This is a genomic window from Gelidibacter gilvus (assembly GCF_004115975.1).
GTDB classification, from domain to species: domain Bacteria; phylum Bacteroidota; class Bacteroidia; order Flavobacteriales; family Flavobacteriaceae; genus Gelidibacter; species Gelidibacter gilvus.
Genome location: NZ_SDDZ01000007.1, coordinates 41,327 through 66,318, shown reverse-complemented (window position 1 = coordinate 66,318; position 24,992 = coordinate 41,327). Strand labels below are relative to the sequence as shown.

23 protein-coding genes and 1 other RNA gene are annotated in these 24,992 nt (G+C 38.1%); 7 read left to right on the top strand and 17 right to left on the bottom strand.

Translation table 11 applies throughout. The features are described 5' to 3' along the window. Positions 1–390 precede the first annotated feature (390 nt). Together ESZ48_RS12430 and ESZ48_RS12425 are read left to right on the top strand one after the other, a co-directional pair. Positions 391–2,751: a glycoside hydrolase family 95 protein gene (locus ESZ48_RS12430; RefSeq protein ID WP_129017820.1), complete on the top strand. Its 2,361-nt coding sequence runs from the start codon at positions 391–393 to the stop codon at positions 2,749–2,751. 26 nt (positions 2,752–2,777) lie between these two features. Next, on the top strand, positions 2,778–5,009 hold the full coding sequence (locus tag ESZ48_RS12425) for an alpha-L-fucosidase (RefSeq protein ID WP_129017819.1): 2,232 nt from the start codon (positions 2,778–2,780) through the stop codon (positions 5,007–5,009). A 124-nt stretch (positions 5,010–5,133) separates the two neighbouring features. Here ESZ48_RS12425 and ESZ48_RS12420 read toward each other — a convergent pair whose 3' ends face one another. Then, the gene (locus ESZ48_RS12420) at positions 5,134–6,465 is read right to left on the bottom strand and encodes a D-serine ammonia-lyase (protein ID WP_129017818.1); all 1,332 of its coding nucleotides are present in this window, start codon (positions 6,463–6,465) and stop codon (positions 5,134–5,136) included. A 223-nt stretch (positions 6,466–6,688) separates the two neighbouring features. Beyond that, positions 6,689–7,561: a helix-turn-helix domain-containing protein gene (locus tag ESZ48_RS12415; RefSeq protein ID WP_129017817.1), complete on the bottom strand. Its 873-nt coding sequence runs from the start codon at positions 7,559–7,561 to the stop codon at positions 6,689–6,691. 347 nt (positions 7,562–7,908) lie between these two features. Here ESZ48_RS12415 and ESZ48_RS12410 point away from each other — a divergent pair, with 347 nt between their 5' ends. Continuing rightward, positions 7,909–8,988, top strand: coding sequence for a ScyD/ScyE family protein (locus ESZ48_RS12410; RefSeq protein WP_129017816.1), 1,080 nt, complete (start codon positions 7,909–7,911; stop codon positions 8,986–8,988). A gap of 111 nt (positions 8,989–9,099) precedes the next feature. Here the strand turns inward: ESZ48_RS12410 and ESZ48_RS12405 are convergent, their stop codons facing one another. From ESZ48_RS12405 to ESZ48_RS12380, 6 genes are all read right to left on the bottom strand, one after another. Then, positions 9,100–9,492, bottom strand: a complete 393-nt coding sequence (locus ESZ48_RS12405; RefSeq protein WP_129017815.1) for a hypothetical protein — start codon at positions 9,490–9,492, stop codon at positions 9,100–9,102. A 159-nt stretch (positions 9,493–9,651) separates the two neighbouring features. After that, the gene (locus ESZ48_RS12400) at positions 9,652–10,422 is read right to left on the bottom strand and encodes a 3-keto-disaccharide hydrolase (protein ID WP_129017814.1); all 771 of its coding nucleotides are present in this window, start codon (positions 10,420–10,422) and stop codon (positions 9,652–9,654) included. Positions 10,423–10,563: 141 nt separating this feature from the next. Beyond that, a complete protein-coding gene (locus ESZ48_RS12395; protein WP_129017813.1) occupies positions 10,564–11,907 on the bottom strand; it encodes a Gfo/Idh/MocA family protein in 1,344 nt (447 codons plus the stop codon). Between the two features lie 17 nt (positions 11,908–11,924). Further along, positions 11,925–12,908, bottom strand: coding sequence for a formylglycine-generating enzyme family protein (locus ESZ48_RS12390; protein ID WP_129017812.1), 984 nt, complete (start codon positions 12,906–12,908; stop codon positions 11,925–11,927). Positions 12,909–13,015: 107 nt separating this feature from the next. Next, positions 13,016–13,705, bottom strand: a complete 690-nt coding sequence (locus tag ESZ48_RS12385; RefSeq protein ID WP_129017811.1) for a 3-keto-disaccharide hydrolase — start codon at positions 13,703–13,705, stop codon at positions 13,016–13,018. A 287-nt stretch (positions 13,706–13,992) separates the two neighbouring features. Further along, entirely contained in the window at positions 13,993–14,397 is a 405-nt protein-coding gene (locus ESZ48_RS12380; RefSeq protein WP_129017810.1) for a hypothetical protein, read from the bottom strand. Between the two features lie 281 nt (positions 14,398–14,678). Here ESZ48_RS12380 and ESZ48_RS12375 point away from each other — a divergent pair, with 281 nt between their 5' ends. Beyond that, positions 14,679–15,455, top strand: coding sequence for an SOS response-associated peptidase (locus ESZ48_RS12375; protein WP_129017809.1), 777 nt, complete (start codon positions 14,679–14,681; stop codon positions 15,453–15,455). Positions 15,456–15,706: 251 nt separating this feature from the next. On the opposite strand, the gene ssrA is transcribed toward ESZ48_RS12375, so the two are convergent. After that, positions 15,707–16,102: a transfer-messenger RNA gene (ssrA, locus tag ESZ48_RS12370) on the bottom strand. Between the two features lie 411 nt (positions 16,103–16,513). Here ssrA and ESZ48_RS12365 point away from each other — a divergent pair. Further along, positions 16,514–17,383: a DMT family transporter gene (locus tag ESZ48_RS12365; RefSeq protein WP_129017808.1), complete on the top strand. Its 870-nt coding sequence runs from the start codon at positions 16,514–16,516 to the stop codon at positions 17,381–17,383. Between the two features lie 240 nt (positions 17,384–17,623). Then, positions 17,624–18,826 (top strand): NAD(P)-dependent oxidoreductase, encoded by a 1,203-nt coding sequence (locus tag ESZ48_RS12360; protein WP_129017807.1) that lies wholly within the window; start codon positions 17,624–17,626, stop codon positions 18,824–18,826. Between the two features lie 261 nt (positions 18,827–19,087). Here the strand turns inward: ESZ48_RS12360 and ESZ48_RS12355 are convergent, their stop codons facing one another. From ESZ48_RS12355 to ESZ48_RS12345, 3 genes are all read right to left on the bottom strand, one after another. Continuing rightward, positions 19,088–19,690 (bottom strand): SanA/YdcF family protein, encoded by a 603-nt coding sequence (locus ESZ48_RS12355; protein WP_223266440.1) that lies wholly within the window; start codon positions 19,688–19,690, stop codon positions 19,088–19,090. A 682-nt stretch (positions 19,691–20,372) separates the two neighbouring features. Then, positions 20,373–20,672, bottom strand: coding sequence for a type II toxin-antitoxin system RelE/ParE family toxin (locus tag ESZ48_RS12350; RefSeq protein ID WP_129017805.1), 300 nt, complete (start codon positions 20,670–20,672; stop codon positions 20,373–20,375). Then, entirely contained in the window at positions 20,665–20,916 is a 252-nt protein-coding gene (locus ESZ48_RS12345; protein WP_129017804.1) for a type II toxin-antitoxin system ParD family antitoxin, read from the bottom strand. The genes ESZ48_RS12350 and ESZ48_RS12345 overlap by 8 nt, the downstream gene beginning before the upstream one ends. Before the next feature lie 155 nt (positions 20,917–21,071). Here ESZ48_RS12345 and ESZ48_RS12340 point away from each other — a divergent pair, with 155 nt between their 5' ends. Continuing rightward, positions 21,072–21,398 carry a DUF1801 domain-containing protein gene (locus ESZ48_RS12340; protein WP_129017803.1) on the top strand — a complete coding sequence of 109 codons (327 nt, stop codon included), beginning with the start codon at positions 21,072–21,074 and terminating at the stop codon, positions 21,396–21,398. On the opposite strand, the gene ESZ48_RS12335 is transcribed toward ESZ48_RS12340, so the two are convergent. From ESZ48_RS12335 to ESZ48_RS12315, 5 genes are all read right to left on the bottom strand, one after another. Beyond that, positions 21,395–21,874 (bottom strand): SRPBCC family protein, encoded by a 480-nt coding sequence (locus ESZ48_RS12335; RefSeq protein ID WP_129017802.1) that lies wholly within the window; start codon positions 21,872–21,874, stop codon positions 21,395–21,397. The two genes, ESZ48_RS12340 and ESZ48_RS12335, sit on opposite strands and share 4 nt — an antisense overlap. Before the next feature lie 17 nt (positions 21,875–21,891). Beyond that, on the bottom strand, positions 21,892–22,356 hold the full coding sequence (locus tag ESZ48_RS12330) for a GNAT family N-acetyltransferase (protein ID WP_129017801.1): 465 nt from the start codon (positions 22,354–22,356) through the stop codon (positions 21,892–21,894). Position 22,357: 1 nt separating this feature from the next. After that, a complete protein-coding gene (locus ESZ48_RS12325; protein ID WP_129017800.1) occupies positions 22,358–23,221 on the bottom strand; it encodes a hypothetical protein in 864 nt (287 codons plus the stop codon). A 9-nt stretch (positions 23,222–23,230) separates the two neighbouring features. Beyond that, a complete protein-coding gene (gene kdsA / locus ESZ48_RS12320) occupies positions 23,231–24,049 on the bottom strand; it encodes a 3-deoxy-8-phosphooctulonate synthase (RefSeq protein ID WP_129017799.1) in 819 nt (272 codons plus the stop codon). A gap of 261 nt (positions 24,050–24,310) precedes the next feature. Then, on the bottom strand, positions 24,311–24,670 hold the full coding sequence (locus ESZ48_RS12315) for a hypothetical protein (RefSeq protein ID WP_129017798.1): 360 nt from the start codon (positions 24,668–24,670) through the stop codon (positions 24,311–24,313). Positions 24,671–24,992: the final 322 nt, after the last annotated feature.

The window sequence follows — 24,992 nt, the reverse complement described above, 5'->3', positions numbered from 1 at the left end:
AATTTTCCCTTGCATATAGCCAATAACTTTATAAGTTATTGGCTATATTTTTTCATTTCATTAAAGAAGTAGTCGGGTTTGTTTATGCTTAAAACAACGTTAGGTTAGTTTTATTAAGTTTTTTCCTACCAGGTCTTTCACGAAATAATAAAACTTAAAATCTCATAAGACGATTGCATTTCTGCCTGAAGTGCAAAATTAGTATTAGTTTTGGTATAATAAACAGTGGACTTTGTAAATTTCATAATTTAGATTTGTTAGTTATGTACGGCATTAATTAAAATCTATATAGGACACGATATTTTAATGTATGTCATATAATATAATCATGGTTAACCCCACGATTTTTACTATCTTAAAAAGATACACACCTGAAAACTTACACCATAAATGAAATATTCAAAATTACACTTAGCAGTCAGTTCCTATATTCTTTTCTTGTCGCTGGTGACTTTTGCCCAAGAAGAAAACACCTTAGACCTTTGGTATAACCAACCCGCTACCGAGTGGATGACCCAGGCCTTACCAATAGGGAATGGTTACGTAGGCGCGATGTTTTTTGGAGGGATTCAAGAAGAACATATTCAGTTTTCAGAAGGCACCCTTTGGTCTGGCGGTCCTGATTCAAATCCCGATTATAATTTTGGAATCCGGAAAGATGCCCATAAATCTTTACCAAAGGTCAGAGCTTTGCTGAAAGAAGGAAAAAAAGCAGAGGCACATAAGATTGCCCAATCGCAATTTACTGGAATTATTGACACGGGCAAACAGTACAATGCAGATTTTGGCGATTATGGTGCTCAACAAACCATGGGCGATCTCTACATAAAAGTGGGACATTCTGGAGACGTGAACAATTATAAACGCGGTCTTGACATCAGCAAGGCTTTGGGCAAGGTAGAATATAATATTGGTAAGGATACCTACAAACGAACCTATTTTGGCAATTATCCGAGTAGTACTATGGTCTATCGTCTTGAAAGTTCTAAAAAAACCGATTATGAAATCCGATTTGAAACGCCTCATGTTATGGTTTCTCAGAATTTTAATGATGGCATTTACAGCTTTGATGGGAAAGTATCCGATAACGGAATGCCCTTTGAAACAAAAATATCCTTGAAATTATCGGATGGTAAAATAACTTATAAGGAAGGCATCATTTATATAAAGGGTGCAAAAGATGTCGTCATTTTAAATACTTCTGCTACAGGATATACACTTAAGTATCCGTCCTATAGTGGCAATGATTATAAAGCCGCCAATAATGCAGTAGTGCAAAAATGGAAAAGCATTACTTTTGAAAATCTAAAAAAAGAACATATCGCGGATTACTCGAATTTGTTTGATCGTGTGAGTCTGAATTTAGGAGAACGTCCGAAAGTCGACATCCCTACTAACGAACGTTTAATTGCCTACGCCAATGGATCTAAGGATAATGCCTTAGAAAGTCTGTACTTCCAATATGCACGTTACCTCATGATTTCTGCAAGTCGTCCAAAAACCATGTCTATGAACTTACAGGGCAAATGGAACCATTCCACCAATCCGCCTTGGGCTGCCGATTACCATAGCAATATCAATTTGGAAATGATCTATTGGCCAGCGGAATTGACCAATCTTTCGGAATGTCATGAACCTTTTTTAGATTATATAGAAAGTTTAGTAGAGCCAGGAAAACTGGCAGCAAAAGAATTTTTTGATACCCGTGGCTGGATGGTCAATACCATGACCAATGCTTTTGGTTACACTTCACCGGGTTGGGGTGTTGATTGGGGATTCTTTCCTACAGGCGCGGCTTGGTTTTCGCAACATTTGTGGGATCACTACGATTTCACCCAAGATGAGACCTATCTAAAAGAAAAAGCCTATCCCATAATGAAAGAAGCGGCTCTTTTTTGGATCGATTATTTGACGAAGGATGACCATGGGAATTTGGTTTCGACCCCTTCATATTCGCCGGAACACGGTGGAATATCAGAAGGTGCGTCCATGGACCATCAAATTGCTTGGGATATTTTGAACAATAGCCTAAAGGCGGCTGCCGTTTTAGGGATTGAGGATGAATTCACCACCACCGCAAAAGTGACCAGAGATGCTATTTTAAAACCTAAGATTGGTTCTTGGGGACAATTACAGGAATGGACCGAAGATGTGGATGATCCAAAGAGTGATCATCGCCATGTTTCCCACTTGTTCGCACTACATCCTGGAAATCAAATTTCCACTGCTCAAACCCCAGAATTGGCTGAAGCGGCAAGAGTCACATTGAATGCACGTGGCGACAGCGGTACAGGTTGGTCACGAGCCTGGAAGATGAACTTTTGGGCACGTTTAAATGATGGTAATCGTTCGCATAAAATGCTAAAAAACTTATTAAAACCCGTTGCCGATACAAGCATTGAGATGTCAACTGCCGGTGGCACTTATGCTAATTTGCTATGTGCCCATCCACCTTTTCAATTGGATGGCAATATGGGAGGCGCTTCCGGAATGGTGGAAATGCTTCTTCAATCGCAGTCGGGAATTATTGAGTTGTTGCCTTCATTGCCCGATGCCTGGCCAACTGGAGAAGTGAAAGGCTTAAAAGCGCGAGGTGGTTTTGAATTGGATATACAGTGGGAAAATGCACTTGTTAAGGAAGCTACGATTAAAGGAAAACCAAACCAATCTGGTGAAATCAAAGTCAATAATACTCTGATATCATTTCAATTGAATGGGGATGGCGTTTATAGGTATTCAGATAAGCATTGAAGTAATAAAAAATAAGGATGATAATCATGAGAAAAATAGTTCTTTATACCTTTTTGGTGCTCACAATAGCATCATGTTCTAATCCTAACAAAACCAAAGTAAGTGTTAGTTCAACCGTTGAAATAGACTCAGATGACACGAAAGATTCTATAATATTCAAGGCAGCTCACATTGTGCCAACGAAAAACCAATACGAAGCTTTAAAAAACGAGTTCATTGCGTTTATCCATTTCGGTCCCAATACTTTTACAAGAATGGAATGGGGAAATGGTTTTGAAAATCCTGAGATTTTCGATCTCCAAAATCTGGACACCGACCAATGGTGTAAGGCGATGAAGGATGCTGAAATGAAGATGGTGATCCTGACCGTGAAACATCATGAGGGTTTTGTGCTTTGGCAAAGCCGCTATACAAAACACGGTATCATGTCCACTGGTTTCGAAGATGGTAATGGCGATATTTTAAAGGATTTAGCAGCATCTTGTGAAAAATATGGGTTAAAATTAGGGGTGTATTTATCTCCGGCAGATCTCTATCAAATTGAAAACGAAGAAGGATTATACGGCAATTTAAGTGAGTATTCAGACCGGGTTATTCCAACACCTGTTGAGGGCCGTCCGTTTAAGAATAAAACGACCTTCACGTTTAATGTTGATGATTATAATGAATATTTTTTAAATCAACTTTTCGAATTATTAACCGAATACGGACCTATTCACGAGGTGTGGTTTGATGGCGCACACCCAAAACGTAAAGGCGGTCAAGAGTATAATTACATCGCATGGAAAGAGTTGATTTCGACATTGGCTCCAGAAGCGGTCGTATTTGGAAAGCAAGACATCCGATGGGGAGGTAATGAAGCTGGCGCCACAAGGGATACCGAATGGAATGTTATTCCCTATTCAGGAAACCCTCTGCAAATGAATAGTTTTGCAGATATTACAGGAGAGGATATCGGAAGTAGGGAAAAGCTTTATGAGGCCAAGTATTTGCATTATCAGCAGGCAGAAATCAATACGTCAATTCGTGAAGGCTGGTTCTATAGAGATGATGACAAGCAAAAGGTACGCAGTGCCGACGATGTTTTTGATATCTATGAGCGTTCAGTAGGAGGGAACACCACTTTTTTATTAAATATTCCTCCAAATAGAGACGGGAAGTTTTCATCAGAAGATGTACAAGTTTTAGAAGAGGTTGGGCGTCGTATTCGTGAGACTTATGGCACTAATTTATTTGCTGATGCTTCTGGAATTAAAAATGTTTTGGATGCCAATATCGATACTTTTGAATTATTGGATAAGGATCCGAAGGAAATCATTATTGAAACAAAAAAACCAGTAACCATCAACCGATTGGTCCTTCAAGAAGCCATTGCCACACACAGCGAAAGGGTTGAAAAGCATGCATTGGATGCTTGGCTAGACGGAGCTTGGAAAGAAATTGTTTCCGCCACAAATATTGGATATAAGCGAATTTTGCGTTTTCCTGAAACGACTTCAAATAAATTTAGAGTCCGGATTTTAGAATCACGATTAGCTCCTGCAATTTCAAATATCAGCGCACATTATTATCAACCACCTCCGCCACAACTAAGTGTGACACGGTCTTTAGATGGTTTGGTCAGCATACAACCGCAAAAGCACGAATTTGGTTGGAAACCTCATGGCGAGGATAGTTCAGGCAATATCAATTCAGGAATAGAAATCCGCTACACAAAAGATGGTAGTGAACCAACCAAAACATCGCCACTCTTTGAGGTGCCATTTCTTGCAACTGGACTGATTAAAGCGGCAGCTTTTTCCAATGAAGAAAAGGGAAGTACTGTTTCTTTGAATTTAGGAATTCTCAAGAAAGATTGGAAAATCGTCGGAGAAAACGGTTCTGAATCAGACCACCCGGCTCATTTGGCAATAGATGAAGATCCACATACCCATTGGATGTCTGCAAAAAAGAACGTGCCGCATTTTATAGAAATAGACTTGGGAGCTGTGCAAACCTTAAAAGCATTTGCTTATACGCCACCTACGGAAACTTCAGACGGAATGATAGAACAAGGCGTTTTCAAAGTGAGTGACGATGGAAAAACATGGAAAGAAGTTGAGCGTTTTGAATTTGGAAATCTCATTAATGATCCAACGCCTAGAACGCACTATTTTCAAGAAACGGTAAATGCACGTTTTGTTCGTATAGAATCTATAACCATTGCAGGAGGGAAAAAACAGGCAGCAATAGCAGAAATTGATTTTTTGAGTAACTAATTTTTAGTGAAAACACTTTATTTGAAAATGGGTAGCCTTGACTTTATTTACCTTGCTTTCAATGTTGATGAATATAAGCAGTAAAGTTCAGCTTTTTAAATTGTTATCTTTTATTCTGTGTGTTTTAGACTTTCAAGAGATGTTTCGATCCTCTTTCATAAAACTTTTTTCTTTGATGTTCTGGAACGAGAAGACCTCCCGTCGCCCATGCGATATGCGTGGCATTTTTTAGGTTGAGGTGATGTGTTGTGGCGTATTCTGTTTTTTGGATCCGTTGTGGACCGATCAATCCGGCAGTAGCAGAAGGTTCGAGAAAAATGTTTTCAGAATCTTTTAGTTGTGCCAATAGTTTAAACAGTTGGTCGTCTTCAATAGTAAAAATGCCACTGACTAAATGTTTGCTGATTTTGGTCGCGAAATGTGAAGGTCGGCCCACAGCCAGACCATCCGCTTCAGTAATGTTGTCAAGCCCGATATCATGAACGCTGATATGGCTCATTTCGCCAGTAACCAATCCGGTCAACACCGCGGGACAATGCGTAGGTTCCACAAAGAAGCAGTGCACATGGTCTCCGTAAATCTGCTTTAAACCAAAAGCCGTTCCACCTGGAGATCCACCAACGCCACAAGGGGAATAAACGAATAAAGGATGGTCTGCATCCACCTTAATGTTTTCCGATTTTAATTGTTCAGCAATTCGAAGTGCGCCAACGGTATACCCTAAAAATAAATCATGCGAATCTTCATCATCCACAAAATAGGCATTGGGATCTTTTCTTGTGAGTTCACGTCCAACAGAAATGGCCTCGCTGAAATCGCCATCAAACTCCATAACTATCGCGCCTTTTTCACGCAACAAATCTTTTTTCCATTGTTTGGCATCAGCGGACATATAAACCGTCACTTCAAAACCTAATTTCGCGCTGATCATACCAATACTAAGTCCGAGGTTTCCGGTAGATGCCACACCTATCTTATATTTGCGAAAAAACTCTTGAAATTTAGGTGAGGTGAATATCCTGTAATTGTCCTCTTTTTTTAATAGTCCCGATTCAAGAACCAATTTTTCGGCATAGGTCATGATTTCAAAAAATCCACCACGAGCTTTAATGGACCCACAAATAGGAAGTTCATTATCACACTTTAAGAATAATCGGCCTTCTATGTCTCCATTATCGGCGTTTAAAAGAGATTTCATCTTCGGAATTTCACGAAGAGGCGATTCTAAAATACCGTGGTTGTCCTTTGTTTCAGGAAACGCTTTTACAAAAAAAGGTGCAAAACGTGTCCATAAGTGTGCCGCTTTTTTCATGTCTTCTAAGTCTATGGAAAATTTAGGAGCATTTTTTACAGAAGTTAATTCCGGATTCAACCACGAGACTTGGTTTGTCTTCATGATGTCTTTAAGGATTGGTGCAGCTTTTATAAAGGCATCTAAGTTGTTTTTTGAATACATAATTTCGGGATTATATTTTTAAAAAAATTCTCGTTATTCAGAAGGAATAAAATTAGGATATATTTTCGATTTGCTCTTGAATTGAAAGGATATTTAGTTTTTAATGATGAAGGAGGGCACAAGTGGAATGGTCAAGTTTGAACTTGGCACATTATGTTTTAGTAGCTGCAGCTTTTAAACTCTGGCAATTGGACGTCTACATTGAAATTAAATTCAAACCAACTCATGAAATACAAAAATCGACAAGATCTGATGACGTTGATAAATGGGATGACTTATCAGAGCCAGTAACCAACGGTATTTTAATAAGATCAGAAGGTGTGTTTCCCGATAAATGTTTAAACTCCCTGATCATATGCATTTGATCAAAGTAGCCGCATTCTGCCGCAATTGACGTCCAATTAAGTGTTGGATTTCGTCTTTTATAAGATAAAGCAAGATTAAATCTTACCATGCAAATAAGATGTTTAGGGGATACACCCACTTTGTCGATAAACTGACGTTCTAAATTGCGGTTACTCATATTGGCCTGAAAAGTCAGCTGATCTAAAGTTGGTTTTCCGAAGCTATTAATAATAGTGCTTACTATTTTTAAGAAATTCTTATTGTCGCACAATTGATTTCTTTTCAAAAGATAATTTAATAAATAGGTGTCGGCAAGCAGTCCCATTTCTCTTATATTCTTTGCCTCGCACAATCGCTCATAAAGGACCTGTATGTTAATATCCAAGAGATCTCTACCATCAACAATGTGATTTAGGGTTGTTGCTGCAGGAATTCCAAAGATATCATGTAATCCTGTGGGTCTAAATGCCATTTCAAAGAACAGATAAGAACCGTTAAAAGTCATTTCACCATTATATTCTGAATTTAAGCCTAAAATATTTATGCAATCACCTTTTTTTATGACTTTTCCATGTATAGGATCTCGTAAATTGATGGGCTTGTCCTTGAAGAAGAAGGTTATTGAAGTTTGATAGGAGGCAAACCATGGTCGTTTGATATCTAAACCGTCCGTTTCAAACTGTCTTAGGGTATAGTTCACAACGTATGCCGATAGGATTGGGTTTGGAGCTATGTGAGAACTTGTTACCATAACTTTTCAAACGGATTAAGTTTAAAGAGATCCTTGAATAATTCTTTCATAAAGGTACAAGTTTTGATTCCAACGTCAATAAAAAACAGTGTTAAATATCTGTGAATCATGCGTTTGAAAATTGATTATCAACGAATTGATAACATCCCTTGGAGGTTCCTTGTTTGTTATCTCAGCTGGCGCATTGGATTGAAGATGATGCCAATTCTCGTCTTACTGATCGGTAATACCTGTCGGTTTTTTACTATTTTTTTAAAAAATAGCCTTTTAACTTTGGGAGATCTTTAAGCCTATTGTACTGGCTTGAGATTTTAATGTTATTCTCCAATTAATAAGCCACTAAAAAGATGAAAAATTCAAAGACGTATTCTGTCCCTTCCAAAATGATCATGTTAATTTCCTTTATGGTTCTGTTCTTTTTATATGTCGGATGTGATGAGGACGATGATATAGTAACTACCCCAGAGCTGGAGATCAAAGAAGTAGCCTCCGGACTGGTGGGGCCTATGGGAATTGAAACGGATGCGAAAGGAAATATTTGGGTAACAGAAAGTGGTACCGCTGTTCCTGATGCCGATAATGATACGCACAATAACAATGGCAAAGTCATTTTGATTACCCCCGATGGGCAAAAATATGATGCCATCGTTAATTTGGAATCCTATGCCAATGTGCATTCCGACGAATTGCAAGGCACCGTTCATATTTTACGGGATGGTGAAATGCTGTACGTTTTGTCTGGCAATCATCTCTACCAGGCCAACATATCTAACTTTAAACCTGGCGATACCCCTTTGGATGCGGGAAGTTTGCCATCTGAAGACGTTTTTGCGATAGTTTCTAAGTTACCATTAGCGAGCAATCCGGACCATGATTCCCACTCCTACAATCTTACCAAAGGACCAGATGGGGATCTTTACATTGCAGATGCGGGTGCAAACGCCATTGTACACCGTAAGGGCGCGAACGATTATACAATCCTAGCGGAGATTCCCGCTATCCCAAATCCTTTATTTCCTGGAATGGGAGGACCGACTGTTCAATCTGTTCCAACGTCGATCCTGTATGATGGTAATGCTTTTTTAGTGACCAGCTTAACCGGATTTCCGTTTCCCGCTGGGGAAGCAATCATTTATAAAATTTCGTTATCTGGGGAGGTATCTGTTTATCAAAAAGGGCTTACTATGCTCGTAGATATCGTGGAAGGTGATAACTCCAATCGGCTTGTGGCACAACACGCCAGCTCGTTTAAACCGGCGTCTGGATTTGCCCCTAATTCAGGATCACTTATATGGACAAACGGAACAAATACAACGGTACTGGCAGATGGGTTGAGCCAACCCGTAGCTATCAAACAGGTGGACGACCATACCTGGTATGTGACTACATTGGGTGATGGATCGGTGATCAAGGTGACGTATCAATAAATAGTATTTTGGATTACTTGTCTGTCCTAACTTCAATGAGCGAAATTTAGAGTTCAATTCCTCGTATGTATCCATAAACTTTTGGACAAGTGATTGGAAAAGAAGGCCTGTTTATTTAGTTCTAATTCGTGGATCAGTTTCGGATGAATTTTCAAACATTACGGTTTCATCTAAGTATTCAATAACGACTCTGTTTTGCTGAAATTCTGACATTAAGGATTTTGTCATAGTTTCAATTTCAGTCTTAAGAACAGTTTCTTCCAATGGAAATTTCGGATAATTAATAAAATTGAGATTTAAGTGAGGCTCTTCTTGGCCACTTAATATAATGGTACATTCACTTAAAGAAATGCTCAATAATAGTCCCTTATCATTAACTAATTGATCTTGATAATTTTGAATAAATTTAATGACCAAGGATTTATCTATGGGCTCTTTTGAGTAGCCTTTCTCAAGACCTAAAGTGATTTTAGCGGAAAATGGTTTTATAGATACTCTTTTCAACTTTGAAATGTTTTAAAAATGCGTTTGAGATCTTCTTTTACTTTTAATGGAATCCTAATGTCAAGTCAGGTCTACTTCGTCGTTTAAAACCAGTGATTTTTTAAATTAGGACGAACGGATATTTTATTCACACCCAAATTTCAGCTCTATTTTTAAGATCTAATTCAGTTTCTTGATCTTGATATCTTTAAACTCTACGCCTTGGCCCTCTGCCTGTAGGGCAATAAAACCTTCAGTTAGCCTTTTTCCGTCGACTTTAATTTTCGGGTCATACCCATTGACCACGCCACCGCCAATTTGCGGTTTTGTATATTCTAGAACTTTTTTCCCATTTACCTTATGGATAACCAAAGAATCGCCATAAACGATTAATTCTGAAGAGACCCACTCATCCCATTCATGAGTTTCCGAGGAAGAATCGATACAATGTCTAGGATCCATTTCTCCATGAAAGTAGACTTCTGTGCCGGGAGAGCACATATTTCCCGTTGGTCTGGGTACGCCATCCTTTTCTCGAGCCAGCATTTGATATTCGACAGATATTGGCCAATCTTGTTCTTTTAAAATTGTAGCGGGATCCTGTGAATGGAACATGACCCCGCTGTTTCTGTACGTGTAGCCTGGAGCATCTGCCATCCATTGATCTGTAAACCGATACTTAAATTTCAAGTGGTAGGAAGAAAATGGTTCTTTATAATATAAATGTCCGTAACGTTGGTCAAATTTCTCATACCCATCGTAGTTCACCTGAATGACGCCATCTTTGACTCTAAACGTATCGGCGTAATTATCACCCACATCATGATGGTGTATTTTTACAATCCAGTCTTTTAAATCCTTACCGTTAAAAAGATGTTGCCATCCTTTCTGGCTTTCTAAAGAAGTATCCGTCTTTTCCGAATTGTTCTTTGAACTTAGACAGGAAGACATAATGGAAATAATTAATAAAGCGGGAATTATTCTACTAATCTTCCTGATAAATAACCGAAAGGCACTTGTTTTTGAGATCATAATTATATTAGAAATTCGGATTTGAAAATACTTAAAACTTTTTGTTTGGATATTGAGGTTTTACATCACTTCGGTTATTCCTGGTATTGGAATAGGATAGGTTCCATCTACTCCCGGAACGGTTGGGGGATTATCATCCCAAGTGACGACTGGCGGCATAAGAATTTTTTCTGATTTCAAGGCGTCCTCCCAATTGATCATCTGCCCGGAATAGGTGGCCATTCTTCCCATAATGGCAGACATGGTGCTTTTTGCTCCGTTTTCGGCATCACTGATCACTTCTTTATTCCGTATGGAAGCAAAGAGTCTGTCGTGTTCAACTTGATAAGGATTGGGGTCATTTCGGCCTCTGTAGTCAAAAATAGTATTGCCTTTATGATCGACAATACTTGCTGCTCCGGCATCATTCATATTTATAGTGCCATTGCTACTCTGGAAAGTTTCTCCCACTTTAGACCATGTTCCAGGTTGATGGCGACACTGGCTGGAGATTACCGCACCACTTGGGTATTTAAACTCCACAAAGTGATGGTCAAAAATTTCGCCGTGATCGAGCCCTGTTCTCACCAAACGACCGCCCATACCTTGTGCGGATATTGGATATTCACCAATATACCAATTAGCGACATCTATGTTGTGGATGTGCTGTTCTAGAATATGATCTCCGCAAAGCCAGTTGAAATAGTACCAATTGCGCATTTGGTATTCCATCTCACTTTGTTCGGGCTTACGAGGCCTTACCCAGACCCCGGCACTATTCCAGTAAACCTGGCCTGAAGTTATAGTACCAGCTTTTCCTTCGTCAATTTTCTGTTTTATTGCCAGATAATTATTTTGATAGCGGCGTTGCAATCCAACCACCACGTTCAATTTTTTCTCTTTGGCAATTTTTGCCATTTCCAACACTTTTCTTATTCCCGGTACATCGGTGGCAACGGGTTTTTCCATAAACACGTGCTTGCCAGCATTTATGGCATACTCAAAGTGGTAGGGGCGGAATCCTGGTGGTGTGGCAAGAATGACCACGTCGGCTTGATCGATTGCTTTTTTGTAGGCATCAAAACCGACATAACGGTGTTTTTCCTGAACATTTACCTTTTTGCTCCCCTCAAATTCTTTTTGAAGGCTCAAGAGACTTCCATTTAGCTGATCTTCAAAGGCATCAGCCATAGCCACCAATACCACATTTTCATCTGCCTTTAAGGCCTGATTGGCAGCGCCTGTACCACGACCGCCACAGCCTATTATTGCAAGTTTAAGGGTTTTGTCATTGAACACATTGACCATTGCGGACATTTCCATAGTTGGGAGCAGCATCCCCGCGGTAAAAATTGCCGTATTTTTAACAAAATCTCTTCGTGACGATTGAAGAATAGGTTTCTGATTTTTTTTAGAATGATTCATAATTTTAGTATAATAAGTTAATGGGCTTCTGAACCCCAGTATTTCTTATAATCGCTTTCTTTAGGTGGATTTTGTACTCTTACGATCCTAAAACCTACAAAAGGTGCATCTGTATTCCACCATTTGCTTTTTGGGAATTGTGGATCCCGCATTTTCCAGTTTTCAGTAGACCCCAACCGAGCAGCACTTCTTAGGTATTCGGCATCATCATAATAAGATCCACCTCTAACGGAGCGAGGGTATTCCTTTACAGGAAACTCTATGGGGTTTTGGGTTAACCCTGTTCTACTTCCATAAGCTTCCGGCAGGTATTGATCTAAGGTCCATTCTGCCACATTGCCGTACATATCGTACAGTCCCCACGGATTTGGCTTTTTCTGGCCTACCTTATGATAGGTGTCCTGACTGTTATCATAATACCAGGCGTATTCATTGAGCAATTCTTCATTATCCCCAAAATGAAATGCCGTTGTGGTTCCGGCACGTGCGGCATATTCCCATTCTGCTTCTGTTGGCAAACGATAAAAATGTCCAGTTTTGGCGGAGAGCCATTCACAGAATTTTGAAGCCGCGTAATGGGTGACATTGGCCACCGGTAAATCGTCACCGCTGCCCATTCCTAAACTCATATCCACATAAGGCACTGTAGCTCCGGAAATAGCATCTATGTCAATAGCAACTTGCGAAGCTTTAGTAGGATTTTCAACTTTGTCTATTGCGCGGTTCACAAATAAATTATATAAGTCCCAAGTGATTTCAAATTTGGACATCCAGAACGCTTCAATGCCGACTTTATGGGCGGGCGATTCGTCTTTTTGGTGGTGTCTTTCGTTTTCTGGACTTCCCATAGTGAAGCTGCCTTTGGGAATGGCAACCATTTCAATTTTTAAATCTGAACCTGCTATTGCTTGTGTGTAATTCTCAATTTTCTTTTCCTGCGCAACTATTAGTGTAGTTTGTAAAAGAAGCAGTAAAAAGAATAGGGGATATGTAATCTTCATGTGTTAATATTAAAGCTTTAATCTAAAAAATTCTCCGATGGTTTGAACATGCATTGCGTTTTGAGAAGTTTTTTATAGTAAGGGGTAACGTTCTAGTTTTTGAATGCTTATAGGCGAGTGATTTCTATTTTCTTGAATTCCACTTCGGCACCCTCCGCCTGAAGTGCAATTTGGCCTTTAGTGGCGGTCGCATTGAAGCCGTCATTCACCAGATTGCCGTTGACCCACACCTTGATGGTATTGCCTCGGCATTCAATGATCATCGTGTTCCATTGTCCCAAAGGAGATTCGGAACCATTGGTCAAGTTTCGGATTCTACGTTCCTTATCGCCGGTGGTACCCCAATTTTCTTTTGGACCACGTCGTTCTTCCATATTAGGAACTTCAATATCCTCTACGATGCACCAAAAATCGCCGGCATTTTCATGTTCCATCTGCACTTCGATTGATTTTGGGAACATCCCGTACAGAGCTCTTGGCGTGGACGCATGTACAAGAACACCACAATTGCCCGGTTCTCCTGGAAATCGGTAATCAATTTCTAATTTATAATATTGATAAATACTATCTGTAATGAGGTGTCCACGTGGCTCTCCCAAGCTTACAAGCATGTTGTCACGAACGATAAAAGGGTTTTTAGCTTGGGCATTTTTGTCCATTTCGGGTGCATCAACGTGCCATCCCGTAAGATCTTTTCCGTTGAATAAGCTATAGGGTTTATTTTCTTTTTTTAAATCAGGAATTTGCCAGGATAACAACAGAAAGGAGATCACAAAAAGTGGTATAAATGTTCGCATTGGTCTGGTTTTTCATTTGAACCACAATATAAGATTAATATTTACTATTTATATTTTGAGATGCTCTAAAAGGGGACGGAAAAATGGATCAGGTAATAAAAAAACCTTCTTGAATTTTGTATTTAGAGGTATGGAGCAGAAAATAGAAGTATTATAATATAAATTGGTTAAGTTTTTCGTGATTATGTGGTTCCCAGAAACTTCAACAGCTTTATCAGAAATTTTTACGGAAGAACTCAAAACACTCTCGGTGCTTGACCGTTTCTATACAACTGTATGTAGTAATTTTAGTCTATCGCTTCCGTATAACTCCAAGTCGATTTAGCATTATTTTTCCTGAATTCTAGTTTAATTTTAAAACTTTCTTCCAACTTGTTTTTCGAATTATCAATACAATCAGGGGTTCTTGATTCTTTATTGAGTTTTTCAATTAATTTTTTAACAATAAATGCGCGATAATCGTCATGCACTGTTTCAACGTGTAGCATATACCAATCGTGTTTATCGTGAATCAGTTGAAATGGCTTTTCGAAATTTTCATATTCACTATTTTTATTAACATCAAGTCCTTCTTCGGTAAAGTCATATTCGCTATGGTTATATAAAAACTTTTCTCCCGCTTTGGTTTTTTGTCGTTTAATATTAATTCCTCCACCTTCACCTAAAATTTCAAAAACTGTTTCTGTTATCATAATAGTTGTTTTTATTAAATCTATACTTGACACTCTTGAGCAAGATATAGTATTTATCAGAATCAGGCAATTGAAAAGGATTAACGGCTAAGTAATTGATCCACGATAGGATAAAACTCAAGAGACACTCATCTTTTTATTTCTTTTTAAATACCTTTAGATATTGAATATTTAAAGTGTTAGTTCAATTAGTTGACTTATTTATTTCAGAATATTTTTATAATTCCAATGAGTCGGTTCCGTGGATGTGCTCTTATTTCTAAACTTAAATATATTTAAAAATGTGCTATGATATAAAAACATCCGTTGAGGCCCAACTCAAGCGTGCGGAGCGAAAAGGAGATAGGAATGCCGTCAATGAAATAATGGAACGACTTGTTCCACTCACTGATTTACCGCTTTATCATGCCATGGGCTTTGACCATCCTAGCTTATTGATCTATACCGATCGATCTCCAGACTTTCCAGAAGTGGCAACTTGGGGCTTGATACCTCATTGGGTGCGTGACGAAGCACAAATGAAAAAGACTTGGAATACCACCCTCAATGCCCGTGGCGAAACCATTTTTGAAAAGAACTCCTTTCGGACTGCGGCTAAAAAATCGCGATGTCTAATTTATGTTGATGGATTTTACGAACATCATCATTTTAATAAGGAAACCTATCCCTTTTTTATTTACAGAAAAGATAAAGAGCCAATGATTTTTGCTGGGCTTTACAGTGAATGGCATCATCCAGAAACCGGTGGAACGATGACTACATTTTCAATAGTGACAACCAAGGGAAATTCGATAATGTCAAAAATCCATAACAATCCAAAATTAGATGGACCAAGAATGCCAGTCATATTACCTGATCAATTGGCTGATAAATGGCTGATGGATTATCAGGATGATCTTGACAAACAATCCATTGAAGATTTGATAAGAGAATACCCAGATGAGGAGTTATCAGCATACACTGTCAACACATTAAGAGGCAAGAATAGTGTAGGGAATAGTGAAGAAGCTTCTAAATTTTTTAAATATACTGAATTACCTGAGTTACAAATTAGGTAAACAGGGTTTTATTGATTGCTACCAATTCCAATGGAAAGAATGGTAATGCTTTCATACTTTTAAACCCGTAAACGATTGATTTAAAGGGAATAATTTTGAATCTGGATAGATTAACAGCTAGTTTGCAATCACTCTCATCGTGCAATTACAACTGTTTATCCTTTCAGCGCAGCGGCTTTAAAACAACAAAATCCGTTCAAGCAAGCCTGACGGATTTTTATGGTTTCAATTCACAAACCATTAGTGATTTATTGTGGAGTCGGAGAGAATCGAACTCTCGTCCAAACAAGTTACTAAAGGGCTTTCTACACGTTTATTCTTTTCTTGTTTTTTCGATTGCAAGCTGGTTAAAGACAACCCACTTACAACTTATCTTCTTTAGTTTCAAGAGCAAATCAAAGCGCTTTGCTCCCTATGTCAACATTTACGATGTCTCTGAGCTGACCGCCGCTGACCAGGGCTTTCAAGAGACATTTAGCTTCCCTACCTAGTAGGGATTAGCAAATCCTACTGTAATTCGGATTACGCAGCTAAAGCGTAGTTATTCTCGCCGTTTAAAAGTTTGAAATAGTCTTTTACGTGTTTCAATTTCATTACACGACGTGCTTACCGTTAAATAAATCTCGCTGTCAAAACCAGTCGACCCCATTATTCCTGCGTAGGCAGGAATCTTATTTATTAAAAAGATAATTTTTATTCTAATGGCGTTCCCTTTCAGGTCGCGCTCTCGGCAGTCGCTCTTTTCAAGGAGCTCCAACAATGCCTCCATCGCTAACGCAGCTTGCAAAGTTACCAAAAAGATTCTTCTAACCTTGCAACTCTGTCCAACTTATTTCAAAAATTATGCCAACACGGCCATTCATCCCAAATCATGCCAAAATGACCTTAACTGCTCAAATTAAACATAGAAAATTCAGGAAAATTGTATTATTTCACCTAAATAAAGTAATTGTGAGAAATTTGTAGGATAATATAGTATTGATAATTGCTAATTTAATATGATGATGTAATGGGCATTAAAGCTTAATTTTACAACCTTTGAACTTAAAGAAGTGACCATGACAAAACCAAGAGTTGCACTAGCGATTGGTATTATTTGTATATCAATATTTCCAATTTTGGTGAAGTTAAATTTAACTCCCGGACTTATTTCTGCGTTTTATAGGATGGCCATCGCTTCTGTCATTCTTTTGCCCTATGTGATTATCACCAAGCAGTTTAAGGTGACCTCTCGAAAAGCATTTTGGCTCTCAGTGATTTGTGGGGTTGTTTTTGGTTTGGATGTTGGCGTCTGGAATATTGCCATTCAACAATCCACCGCCACACAGGCAACACTCTTGACAAATTTATCGCCAGTTTGGGTGGGGATAGGTGCGTTCCTGTTTTTAAAGGATAAACCAAAACAAAATTTCTGGATCGGTACTGTGGTTGCTATTATAGGGATGGTGCTCTTGGTGGGCTTTGAATTATTTCTCAATTTCGATTTTAATCTGGCCTTCATTTTTGGGATCCTCTCAGGAATGCTCTATGCCATTTATATGTTGACCAGCAAACGCATTTTAGGAGAACTGGAAGTCATGACCTTTATGACCGTAAGTTTACTGTCTTCTGTTGTAGCATTAGGAATATTGAGCTATGCATTGGGCGAGCCTTTTGGTGGCTTTTCAAATATGGGGTGGCTTGTTTTGGTCATACAAGGGGTGGTGTGCCAGCTCTTGGCCTGGTTACTCATCAGTTTTGCTACCAAACACATGCGCGCCACTAGAGTGTCGGTGAGTTTGTTGGGACAAGCGGTATTGGCGTCAATTCTGGCGTGGTGGTTGCTTGATGAAATGATTTCGCTGCAAATGGTTATTGGAGGATTTGTATTGCTTTTGGGCATTCGATTGACCTTTTATGAAAGGCCATTCTTTAAAATGAAAAAATAAAACACTTTTCATAAGCATTCGCTTACATCTCAAGAATAACTCGTCTAAAATCCGCTAGACTTATAATGGGATTTTCGTAAGGGCGAAGATTACAAAGAAATAAGCACATTTCATAAATATTTTAATTAGGGAATGCTTGCGAAAACTCGCAAATCGACTTATTTTCGTGACCGTGCTAAAATAATAATTTTTCCTACCGATATCTATCGGGATTATGGGAATGACTAATCACCTTTTTATATGAAATTTGCCCTTATCAAAGAACGTAAAAACCCGCCTGACAGACGTGTCGTATTCTCCCCAGAAAAATTAGCGAATGTTAGAACACAATTTCCGCAGGCTGAGTTTATTGTGGAGTCAAGTGATATTAGGGTATTTCCCGATTCAGCTTATAGGGCCTTGGGATTTGAAGTTACGGATGATATCTCCGATGCTGATGTCTTAATAGGGGTTAAGGAAGTTCCAATAGAGGCTTTGATTCCGAATAAAAAATATTTTTTCTTTTCACATACCATCAAAAAGCAGTCTTATAATCGGGGTTTACTTCAAGCAATTTTGGAAAAGAATATCGAGTTGTTCGACCATGAAACCATCGTCAAACAAAGTGGCACCCGCTTGATCGGTTTTGGGAGGTATGCTGGATTGGTAGGTGCTTACAATGGTTTTAGGGCATTAGGCCTAAGAGATGGTTTGTTCAATTTGCCAAAAGTGGAAACGCTTGCTGATTTGAATGCTGTTAAAAGAGAGTTGGATAAAATAAGTATCCCACCAATCAAGATATTGCTTACCGGAACGGGCAAAGTTGCGCATGGCGCCAAAGAAATTATAGATCACTTAAATATAAAAGAGATCAGTGATGCGCTTTACCTGACCTCAAAGTTTACAGAACCAGTTTATTGTATGATTGATGTGATGGACTATAACAAACGTAAAGACGGAAAAGTAGGCTCCAAACAAAAATTTTATAAATACCCAGAGGATTATGAAAGTAATTTCATGCCCTATGCCAAGCAGACCGACCTATTTATTGCTGGACATTTTTATGGGAACAATGCACCGTATCTATACACTCGAAATGATGCGAAGTCGCCAGATTTCAAGATCAATCTTGTGGCAGATATCAGTTGTGATATTGATGGTCCGGTAGCTTCTACCTTGAGGGCTTCAACAATTGTGGATCCGTTTTATGGTTATGATGCCCAATCGGAAAAAGAAGTTGCTTTTGATGCTAAAGATGCCATTACTGTTATGGCGGTTGATAATTTACCTTGTGAACTCCCAAAGGATGCCAGTGAAGGTTTTGGTGAGATGTTTTTGGAGCACGTCATTCCGGCATTTTTCAATGACGATGAACGTGGCATTCTTAAGCGTGCTAAAATGACCCAAAATGGTCAACTCACAAAACGATTTGAATATCTACAGGAGTATGTGGACGGGGAGTAGTCTGCAGTCTGCTATCTTCAGTAGGCAGTCTTTAGTCCTCAGTTTGGTATAAATAAAAAAGTCTGAAATTAAATTTTTCAGACTTTTTAAATTTCTATATATTGTTATCCGTTTAAAAAAGTCATACTCGAGTTATCTTATATTGATAACTTCTATATCAAAAGTCTATATCCTATTAGTTATAATCGATCCTCTAATTACGATTTCAGATAATGAATAGGATAAATGGGTTTAAAACCTCTCAAATTACAGTTTCACAATCTATTCTATCTGTATCTTTTCACCTAGAAACTTTGGCTGTACATTGAATAACACGTCAATAGACGCTTTAACCCTTGCGAAATATTCTCTTGCCCGTGTTTTCAGTCCGTAGCGATTAGTGACATCCCTGGCATTAAACGCGATGGCATTGATATTAAAGTGTTTTGCTAAATAGACGGCGCGCTCATTATGGAACTTCTGGGAAATTATCGTAAAAGACTCTTGACCAAAAACTTCTTTTGCTCTCAACACAGAATCCAAAGTTCTAAATCCTGCAAAATCCAGTACAATTCTGTCTTCGGGAATCCCTCTTTTGATGAGGTCATTTTTAAACGTTGTAGGTTCATCGTAGTACTCGGTTTCATTGTCACCACTAACAAGGATATAGTCGATTTTTCCAGCGTTGAATAGAGCTACCGCCGCATCGATCCGATAGGCATAATAAAGATTGATGCCTCCTTGAACCCTGTATTTACTGGTGCCCAAAAGTAAACCCACCTTGTTTTTTGGAAGATCATTGACTTTAGAATACACATCGTCCTTTGCTTGGTAAATAATCCAATAGTTGCTTATAACCAAAACAGCAACTACAAGGATAACCATGAACAAGAGAGTTTTTAGGAATTTCATAAGTTAGAATATACAAGGTTAATTTGAATTATTGAACAATAATCACGTTCATATATCAACCTTATTAAAGCGGTTTAATTGTTTGGATGAAAAGATAGCACATCGAAAATCATCAATTCTGGTTTTTAACACTATTTTTTAAGGGATAGTCTCTTCTGGGAAGAATATCTAGGATTAACTGTCCAATTAATGATTATGGATTTATAATTGTGATTGTTGGTTGAGGCACAGGCTGAGTTCACTTTTGAATGTTCAATTACGGTAAAGTTCAGCCCAATGGACGCTATGAAAATTATTTTTTTTAACTTAGAAACAAGAAACAAGAAACAAGAAACAAGAAACAAGAAACAAGAAACAAGAAACAAGAAACAAGCCTGCCCGTCCGCCTGCCCGTCCGTAGGCGGGTAGCTTTTGCGAAGGCGGGAAACCAAAAACAAGCCAAAAACTCCAATCCCATGAAACCAGCCGAAGCCTATATTCTAAAACAATCTGAGCCATATCTGTCCATTAAACTGCATATAAAACGTTACGTTTATGAGCCGTTGCATGTTTAAAGATCGAATTATTCCAATTTGGAACCGACTGTGGAAGATCTGCAGGATTTTCCAAGTTGGACGAATTTAGCAATCGCTTATAGCGCTGCTGTGCGTAGTTTTTATTCGTTTATTTTCTTTTTTAGATCCATTCTCTCGTGTAAAATTCTTGCGATTTCGACATGGTTATCATTCAATGATCGATAGAAAATGATATGTCTATTCGATTTTATTCCAAGAAGATTTTGAGTAATTCCGTCATAGTTTTTTCCTAAACTTGTGTTATCAGCAATTTTTTGACAGTCAGAAATAAGCGATTCATAGTATATATCCGCTTGCCTTTCTGACCATACTTCAAACGTATAATCCCAGATTTTCGATAAATCCTCAACAGCTTTATTTGTAAACTTAAAATTAGCCATTTAAGTGTTTTTTCGATTTTAGAGATTCAAGATGTTTTTTAGGATCAAAATCGTGCGCGATTCCGCTATCAATGCCGTCCTGAATTGCGTTCCTCAGTGCAATTACCTTAATTTCTTCTTCTTCTAAAAGCCTCAATCCAGCCCGTATAACTTCGCTTACATTTTTAAATCGACCCTCTTTGATTCGACTTTGAACGAATTCTTCAAAATAATTTCCGAGTGATATTGATGTGTTTTTGCTCATTTTGTTTCAACTTTACTCAAATGTACCAAAAATTGGTAAAGCATCCAAGTATTCAAATTTTGAATAAGGTTTTTTGAGTGTTCTGAAAATTGACTTTTAGTGTTCTTTCATTTTCAGTTTATATTTTGATTTTCTTGAAAGGTAAGCTTTAAGAGATTAATTTTTCCCGAAATGGGAGACATTACACACAACTGCTGGTTGAGGTAACTATTCCTGATAGTGAGTTATTATTTAAGTGGCATTTACCGTTTTTTTATGTGGACAAGCGTCCCATTTGCTATATAAACCAAAGCAAGGGTTATGTGGATTTGGTGTTTTGGAATGCAGCACGTTTTATGAAATGCACAGAATTGCTGGTGGCAGATAAGCGGAAACGGATGAAGTCGCTGCGTTATACAACTTTAAATGATATTGATGATGTGGTCGTGATTGAAATGCTTAAACAAGCCTATCACTTTAGGGAATTTAAATTTCTGACTTAGTTTTTTTGAAGAACAGTTTTCCATTTATTAGATTCTGCAAATTCCTTAATAACTTGATTTCGATCTCTAAGAAAATTGGTCATGTATTTTTTAAGGAATAGGTAGTTGGCCAATTTACCTAAAATGCCAAAAGGCGACACAAAACTGAATATGTCCGTCATGACTGTAACACCATGAATATCTTTAAAATGATGCTCATGTTTAAAACTTTTAAAAATACCAGTGACCATTTCATCTGTAAAATAATTTGGGAAATTATACGCTGTTATTTTAGAGGTCAAAATATGATAAAATCCAAAATGCTTGGCACGCCAGACCACCGATTCATTTAAAATTATGAGTCCGCTCGTTCTTCCAGAAATGGCGGTTTCCTTTGTGTTTTCAGTTGATATTTTATGGAGATCAATACTGCGGGCCAAATCAAAAACGATTAATTTATCTGCCTTTATAGTCGTGGTTAAAATGATTTTTGGCATTCAGAAGGTAGTGAAATTTACAATTCTTTATATACCTTATAAATTTCAAAGGCCAGACCTTTATAGTTTTTCTTTTGCTTCTTTTCAACGAGGTAATATTGGTCTTCAAAAAATGGAAGGGACGTAATGCTAACATCGGCTTTGAGAACTTCATAGCCCTTTGCCAAGGCTTGAGATTCAATGATTCGCATCAATTTGATCCCAAATCCTCGTCGCAAATGATCTTTATGAACATAGAGCCCGTCAAAATAATTGCCTTTGGTGAGGTAGGCAAATCCTACGACAGTGTCTTTTAATTCGGCAACAATAAAATAGGAATTCATAATGCGGTCCTTCCATATATCGATGTCCAATGCACCTGATGTCCAGACGCGTATTTGCTTTTCAGAATAATCCTTTGCATTGACATGCGTGATGGAATCCCTAAAAATAGTCGTGATATAAGGAATGTCTTCTAAGGTTGCTTCTCTAATTTGTATCATTCTAAATTCTAAATTTTCCACCTAGGCTAAAAACGCTCTCCCCAAAGAAAAAGTATTGTGAAGCGCCTTCGTTTGCATTTTGGGTGGTTCTAATATTGCCCATATTGATATACCCGCCTCTCAGATCGCCTTGAATAAAAAAGTGCTTAAAGAAGGTCAAGTTCAAGCCGGCAGCAATTGAAAAGCCATATCCGGAAACATGAAATTCATCATAACGATCTCTGTCAAAAAGGGTCGTGTTGGTTTTTGGATAAAGAATGCCTGCGCCAACGCCCTCTGTGATGTTTATCTGGAATTTATCGGTATTTTGAATGTTGAAAAGTGAGGAGATATCATCATGTCGGGCAAATTCTAGGTACACATAATTTAGGCCGTCAGTATGTTCAAACTGTAAAAAATCTTCAGAAATCAAAAAATTCTGATTGTAATAAACGCCGTTAAATACCGATCCTACATCATCAGAAGGCAAATTGATATAGCCATCAACCACTCTTATTTTATCTTTGGGCATGACATACTTCATATGGTCCATTCCAATGGCTATGGAGTAATTATCTGAAATAAAATAGCCCAATTTAAAGTTGGTCTGCGGGATGGTAATACGTGTTGGATTGATATAATCTAAGTGCCAACCTTTTGGTTTGTCCTCTGCCGTAACATCTTTTATGGTAAAATTGTAATCCTCTCCTTTGAAGGTGATATCAGAATTTGTAAACGCTGCCCTGTTTCCACCCCAGCTCACAAAAAACTTGCCTTTGTTGGTTGCTGTGTACCTTATAGGTTCTGTAATGTCTTGTGAATAAGTATTGAATGTGAGCAAAAAAAGTAGTACACCAACTAGTGGTGTGTGAATTTTTTTAAACATTTAAAAGTATTATAAACTATTAATTGTTTGTCTAATGGCCACTAAATTAGTGAGTAGTTTTTCCAAATTGTCTAAGTGGAGCATGTTGGCGCCATCACTTTTGGCATTTGCAGGATCGAAATGTGTTTCAATAAACAAACCATCCACATTATTTACAACGCCAGCTCTAGCAATTGTTTCAATCATATCAGGCCGCCCTCCGGTAATACCGATGCTTTGGTTGGGTTGTTGCAAAGAGTGGGTGACATCCAAAATCGTTGGTGCATATTCGCGCATGGTAGGAATACCTCTAAAATCCACAATCATGTCCTGATAGCCAAACATCGTACCTCTGTCCGTGATCCAAACTTTCTCATTGCCGGCATCCTTCACTTTCTGGACCGCGTGCTTCATGGCTTCCGGACTCATAAACTGCCCTTTCTTAAGGTTGACCACTTTTCCGGTTTCTGCGGCTGCTACAACCAAATCTGTTTGTCTTACCAAAAAAGCCGGAATTTGTAAAACATCCACATATTCTGCTGCCATGGCGGCATCGGAAATTTCGTGAATATCAGTTACTGTTGGGATGTCAAAAGTTTCAGAAACCTTGAGGAGTATTTTAAGTGCTTTCTCATCGCCGATTCCCGTAAAACTATCTATTCTACTGCGATTTGCTTTTTTAAAACTCCCTTTAAAGACATAAGGAATTTGTAATTTATCAGTGATTGCTAAGACTTTTTCAGCAATGCGAAGCGCCATTTCTTCACCTTCAATGGCACATGGGCCACATAATAAAAAGAAATTATTAGCTGTTGTATGTTTTAATTTTGGAACGTCTTTGAGAGTCATTTGCTTATTAATTTAAAAATGCAAAGTTACGGAAAATAATGCACGAAGTTGTTCTTGTGGGATATGGAATTTTAATGTTAGATATGTTGCTGTTTTTCTTATGGCGCGTATCGCTTTTTGATGTTTTCGATCAAAGGTTTCTACAGTGTTTTTCGTTAGTGTCCATTAGAGAGTTAAGATAGGAATTGAGCAAACTGAGAATTTTAAATCTTCTAAAAATTCAATCTTATTGCGCTAACAGCGGTGCCATCCGCTATCTGTCTAAAATACCTTCCTGATGCTGTTGCGAATCATCCAGAGCGCCATCACAAAATTACCAACAACAAAAAACCATCCCATAATTAGGAAGCGTTTGGTTTCATAAGAAATATTCACGATGTTTAGGAGATCTGATAAATAAGCCAATATTATATAGGAGGAAAGACAGACGAATGTGATTCCCAAAGAAAAATTAAGCTTCTCATTAGGTTTTATCAGCTGCCATAAAAATGGGATTCCAAACAATAATATTGGATAGGCTGTAAGGCCTTCACTTCTGTTAACGTCAGTAAACCAATAGATAATTACTGCAATAAAATAGAGGTAGGGGATGAATTTTGAGTATGTTCTAAGTGTTTTCATCTGTAAATTGTAAAACTTCTAATCCCTGTACCTATCAAAAAAAACAATGGTTATTTTGCTAAGATGAACAGGTGTTTGAAATAGTAAACTATCAGATGTAAATTGCCAATGATTTAGATCGGATGTGGAATGGCTATTTACTATTAATCAATTCTAAAAGGAAAGATACCACTTGAAAGTCTGGATTTTTTCAATTATAACATTTTATTAACGATCTAAAATCGGCATAAATTTTGGGTTTAACCTACTAAAATTAGGACCTTAAATAGTTGGTATAAGGATATAACCAGCTTCATTCTAAACTCCTAATGGAGAAATCTGA

Excerpts from the sequence above, each read along its gene's own strand:
- ESZ48_RS12430 (WP_129017820.1), top strand. The coding sequence starts at position 391 with ATGAAATATTCAAAATTACACTTAGCAGTCAGTTCCTATATTCTTTTC.
- ESZ48_RS12425 (WP_129017819.1), top strand. The coding sequence starts at position 2,778 with ATGAGAAAAATAGTTCTTTATACCTTTTTGGTGCTCACAATAGCATCA.
- ESZ48_RS12420 (WP_129017818.1), bottom strand. The coding sequence starts at position 6,465 with ATGTATTCAAAAAACAACTTAGATGCCTTTATAAAAGCTGCACCAATC.
- ESZ48_RS12415 (WP_129017817.1), bottom strand. The coding sequence starts at position 7,561 with ATGGTAACAAGTTCTCACATAGCTCCAAACCCAATCCTATCGGCATAC.
- ESZ48_RS12410 (WP_129017816.1), top strand. The coding sequence starts at position 7,909 with ATGAAAAATTCAAAGACGTATTCTGTCCCTTCCAAAATGATCATGTTA.
- ESZ48_RS12400 (WP_129017814.1), bottom strand. The coding sequence starts at position 10,422 with ATGTCTTCCTGTCTAAGTTCAAAGAACAATTCGGAAAAGACGGATACT.
- ESZ48_RS12395 (WP_129017813.1), bottom strand. The coding sequence starts at position 11,907 with ATGAATCATTCTAAAAAAAATCAGAAACCTATTCTTCAATCGTCACGA.
- ESZ48_RS12390 (WP_129017812.1), bottom strand. The coding sequence starts at position 12,908 with ATGAAGATTACATATCCCCTATTCTTTTTACTGCTTCTTTTACAAACT.
- ESZ48_RS12385 (WP_129017811.1), bottom strand. The coding sequence starts at position 13,705 with ATGCGAACATTTATACCACTTTTTGTGATCTCCTTTCTGTTGTTATCC.
- ESZ48_RS12380 (WP_129017810.1), bottom strand. The coding sequence starts at position 14,397 with ATGATAACAGAAACAGTTTTTGAAATTTTAGGTGAAGGTGGAGGAATT.
- ESZ48_RS12375 (WP_129017809.1), top strand. The coding sequence starts at position 14,679 with ATGTGCTATGATATAAAAACATCCGTTGAGGCCCAACTCAAGCGTGCG.
- ESZ48_RS12365 (WP_129017808.1), top strand. The coding sequence starts at position 16,514 with ATGACAAAACCAAGAGTTGCACTAGCGATTGGTATTATTTGTATATCA.
- ESZ48_RS12360 (WP_129017807.1), top strand. The coding sequence starts at position 17,624 with ATGAAATTTGCCCTTATCAAAGAACGTAAAAACCCGCCTGACAGACGT.
- ESZ48_RS12355 (WP_223266440.1), bottom strand. The coding sequence starts at position 19,690 with ATGGTTATCCTTGTAGTTGCTGTTTTGGTTATAAGCAACTATTGGATT.
- ESZ48_RS12350 (WP_129017805.1), bottom strand. The coding sequence starts at position 20,672 with ATGGCTAATTTTAAGTTTACAAATAAAGCTGTTGAGGATTTATCGAAA.
- ESZ48_RS12345 (WP_129017804.1), bottom strand. The coding sequence starts at position 20,916 with ATGAGCAAAAACACATCAATATCACTCGGAAATTATTTTGAAGAATTC.
- ESZ48_RS12335 (WP_129017802.1), bottom strand. The coding sequence starts at position 21,874 with ATGCCAAAAATCATTTTAACCACGACTATAAAGGCAGATAAATTAATC.
- ESZ48_RS12330 (WP_129017801.1), bottom strand. The coding sequence starts at position 22,356 with ATGATACAAATTAGAGAAGCAACCTTAGAAGACATTCCTTATATCACG.
- ESZ48_RS12325 (WP_129017800.1), bottom strand. The coding sequence starts at position 23,221 with ATGTTTAAAAAAATTCACACACCACTAGTTGGTGTACTACTTTTTTTG.
- kdsA (WP_129017799.1), bottom strand. The coding sequence starts at position 24,049 with ATGACTCTCAAAGACGTTCCAAAATTAAAACATACAACAGCTAATAAT.
- ESZ48_RS12315 (WP_129017798.1), bottom strand. The coding sequence starts at position 24,670 with ATGAAAACACTTAGAACATACTCAAAATTCATCCCCTACCTCTATTTT.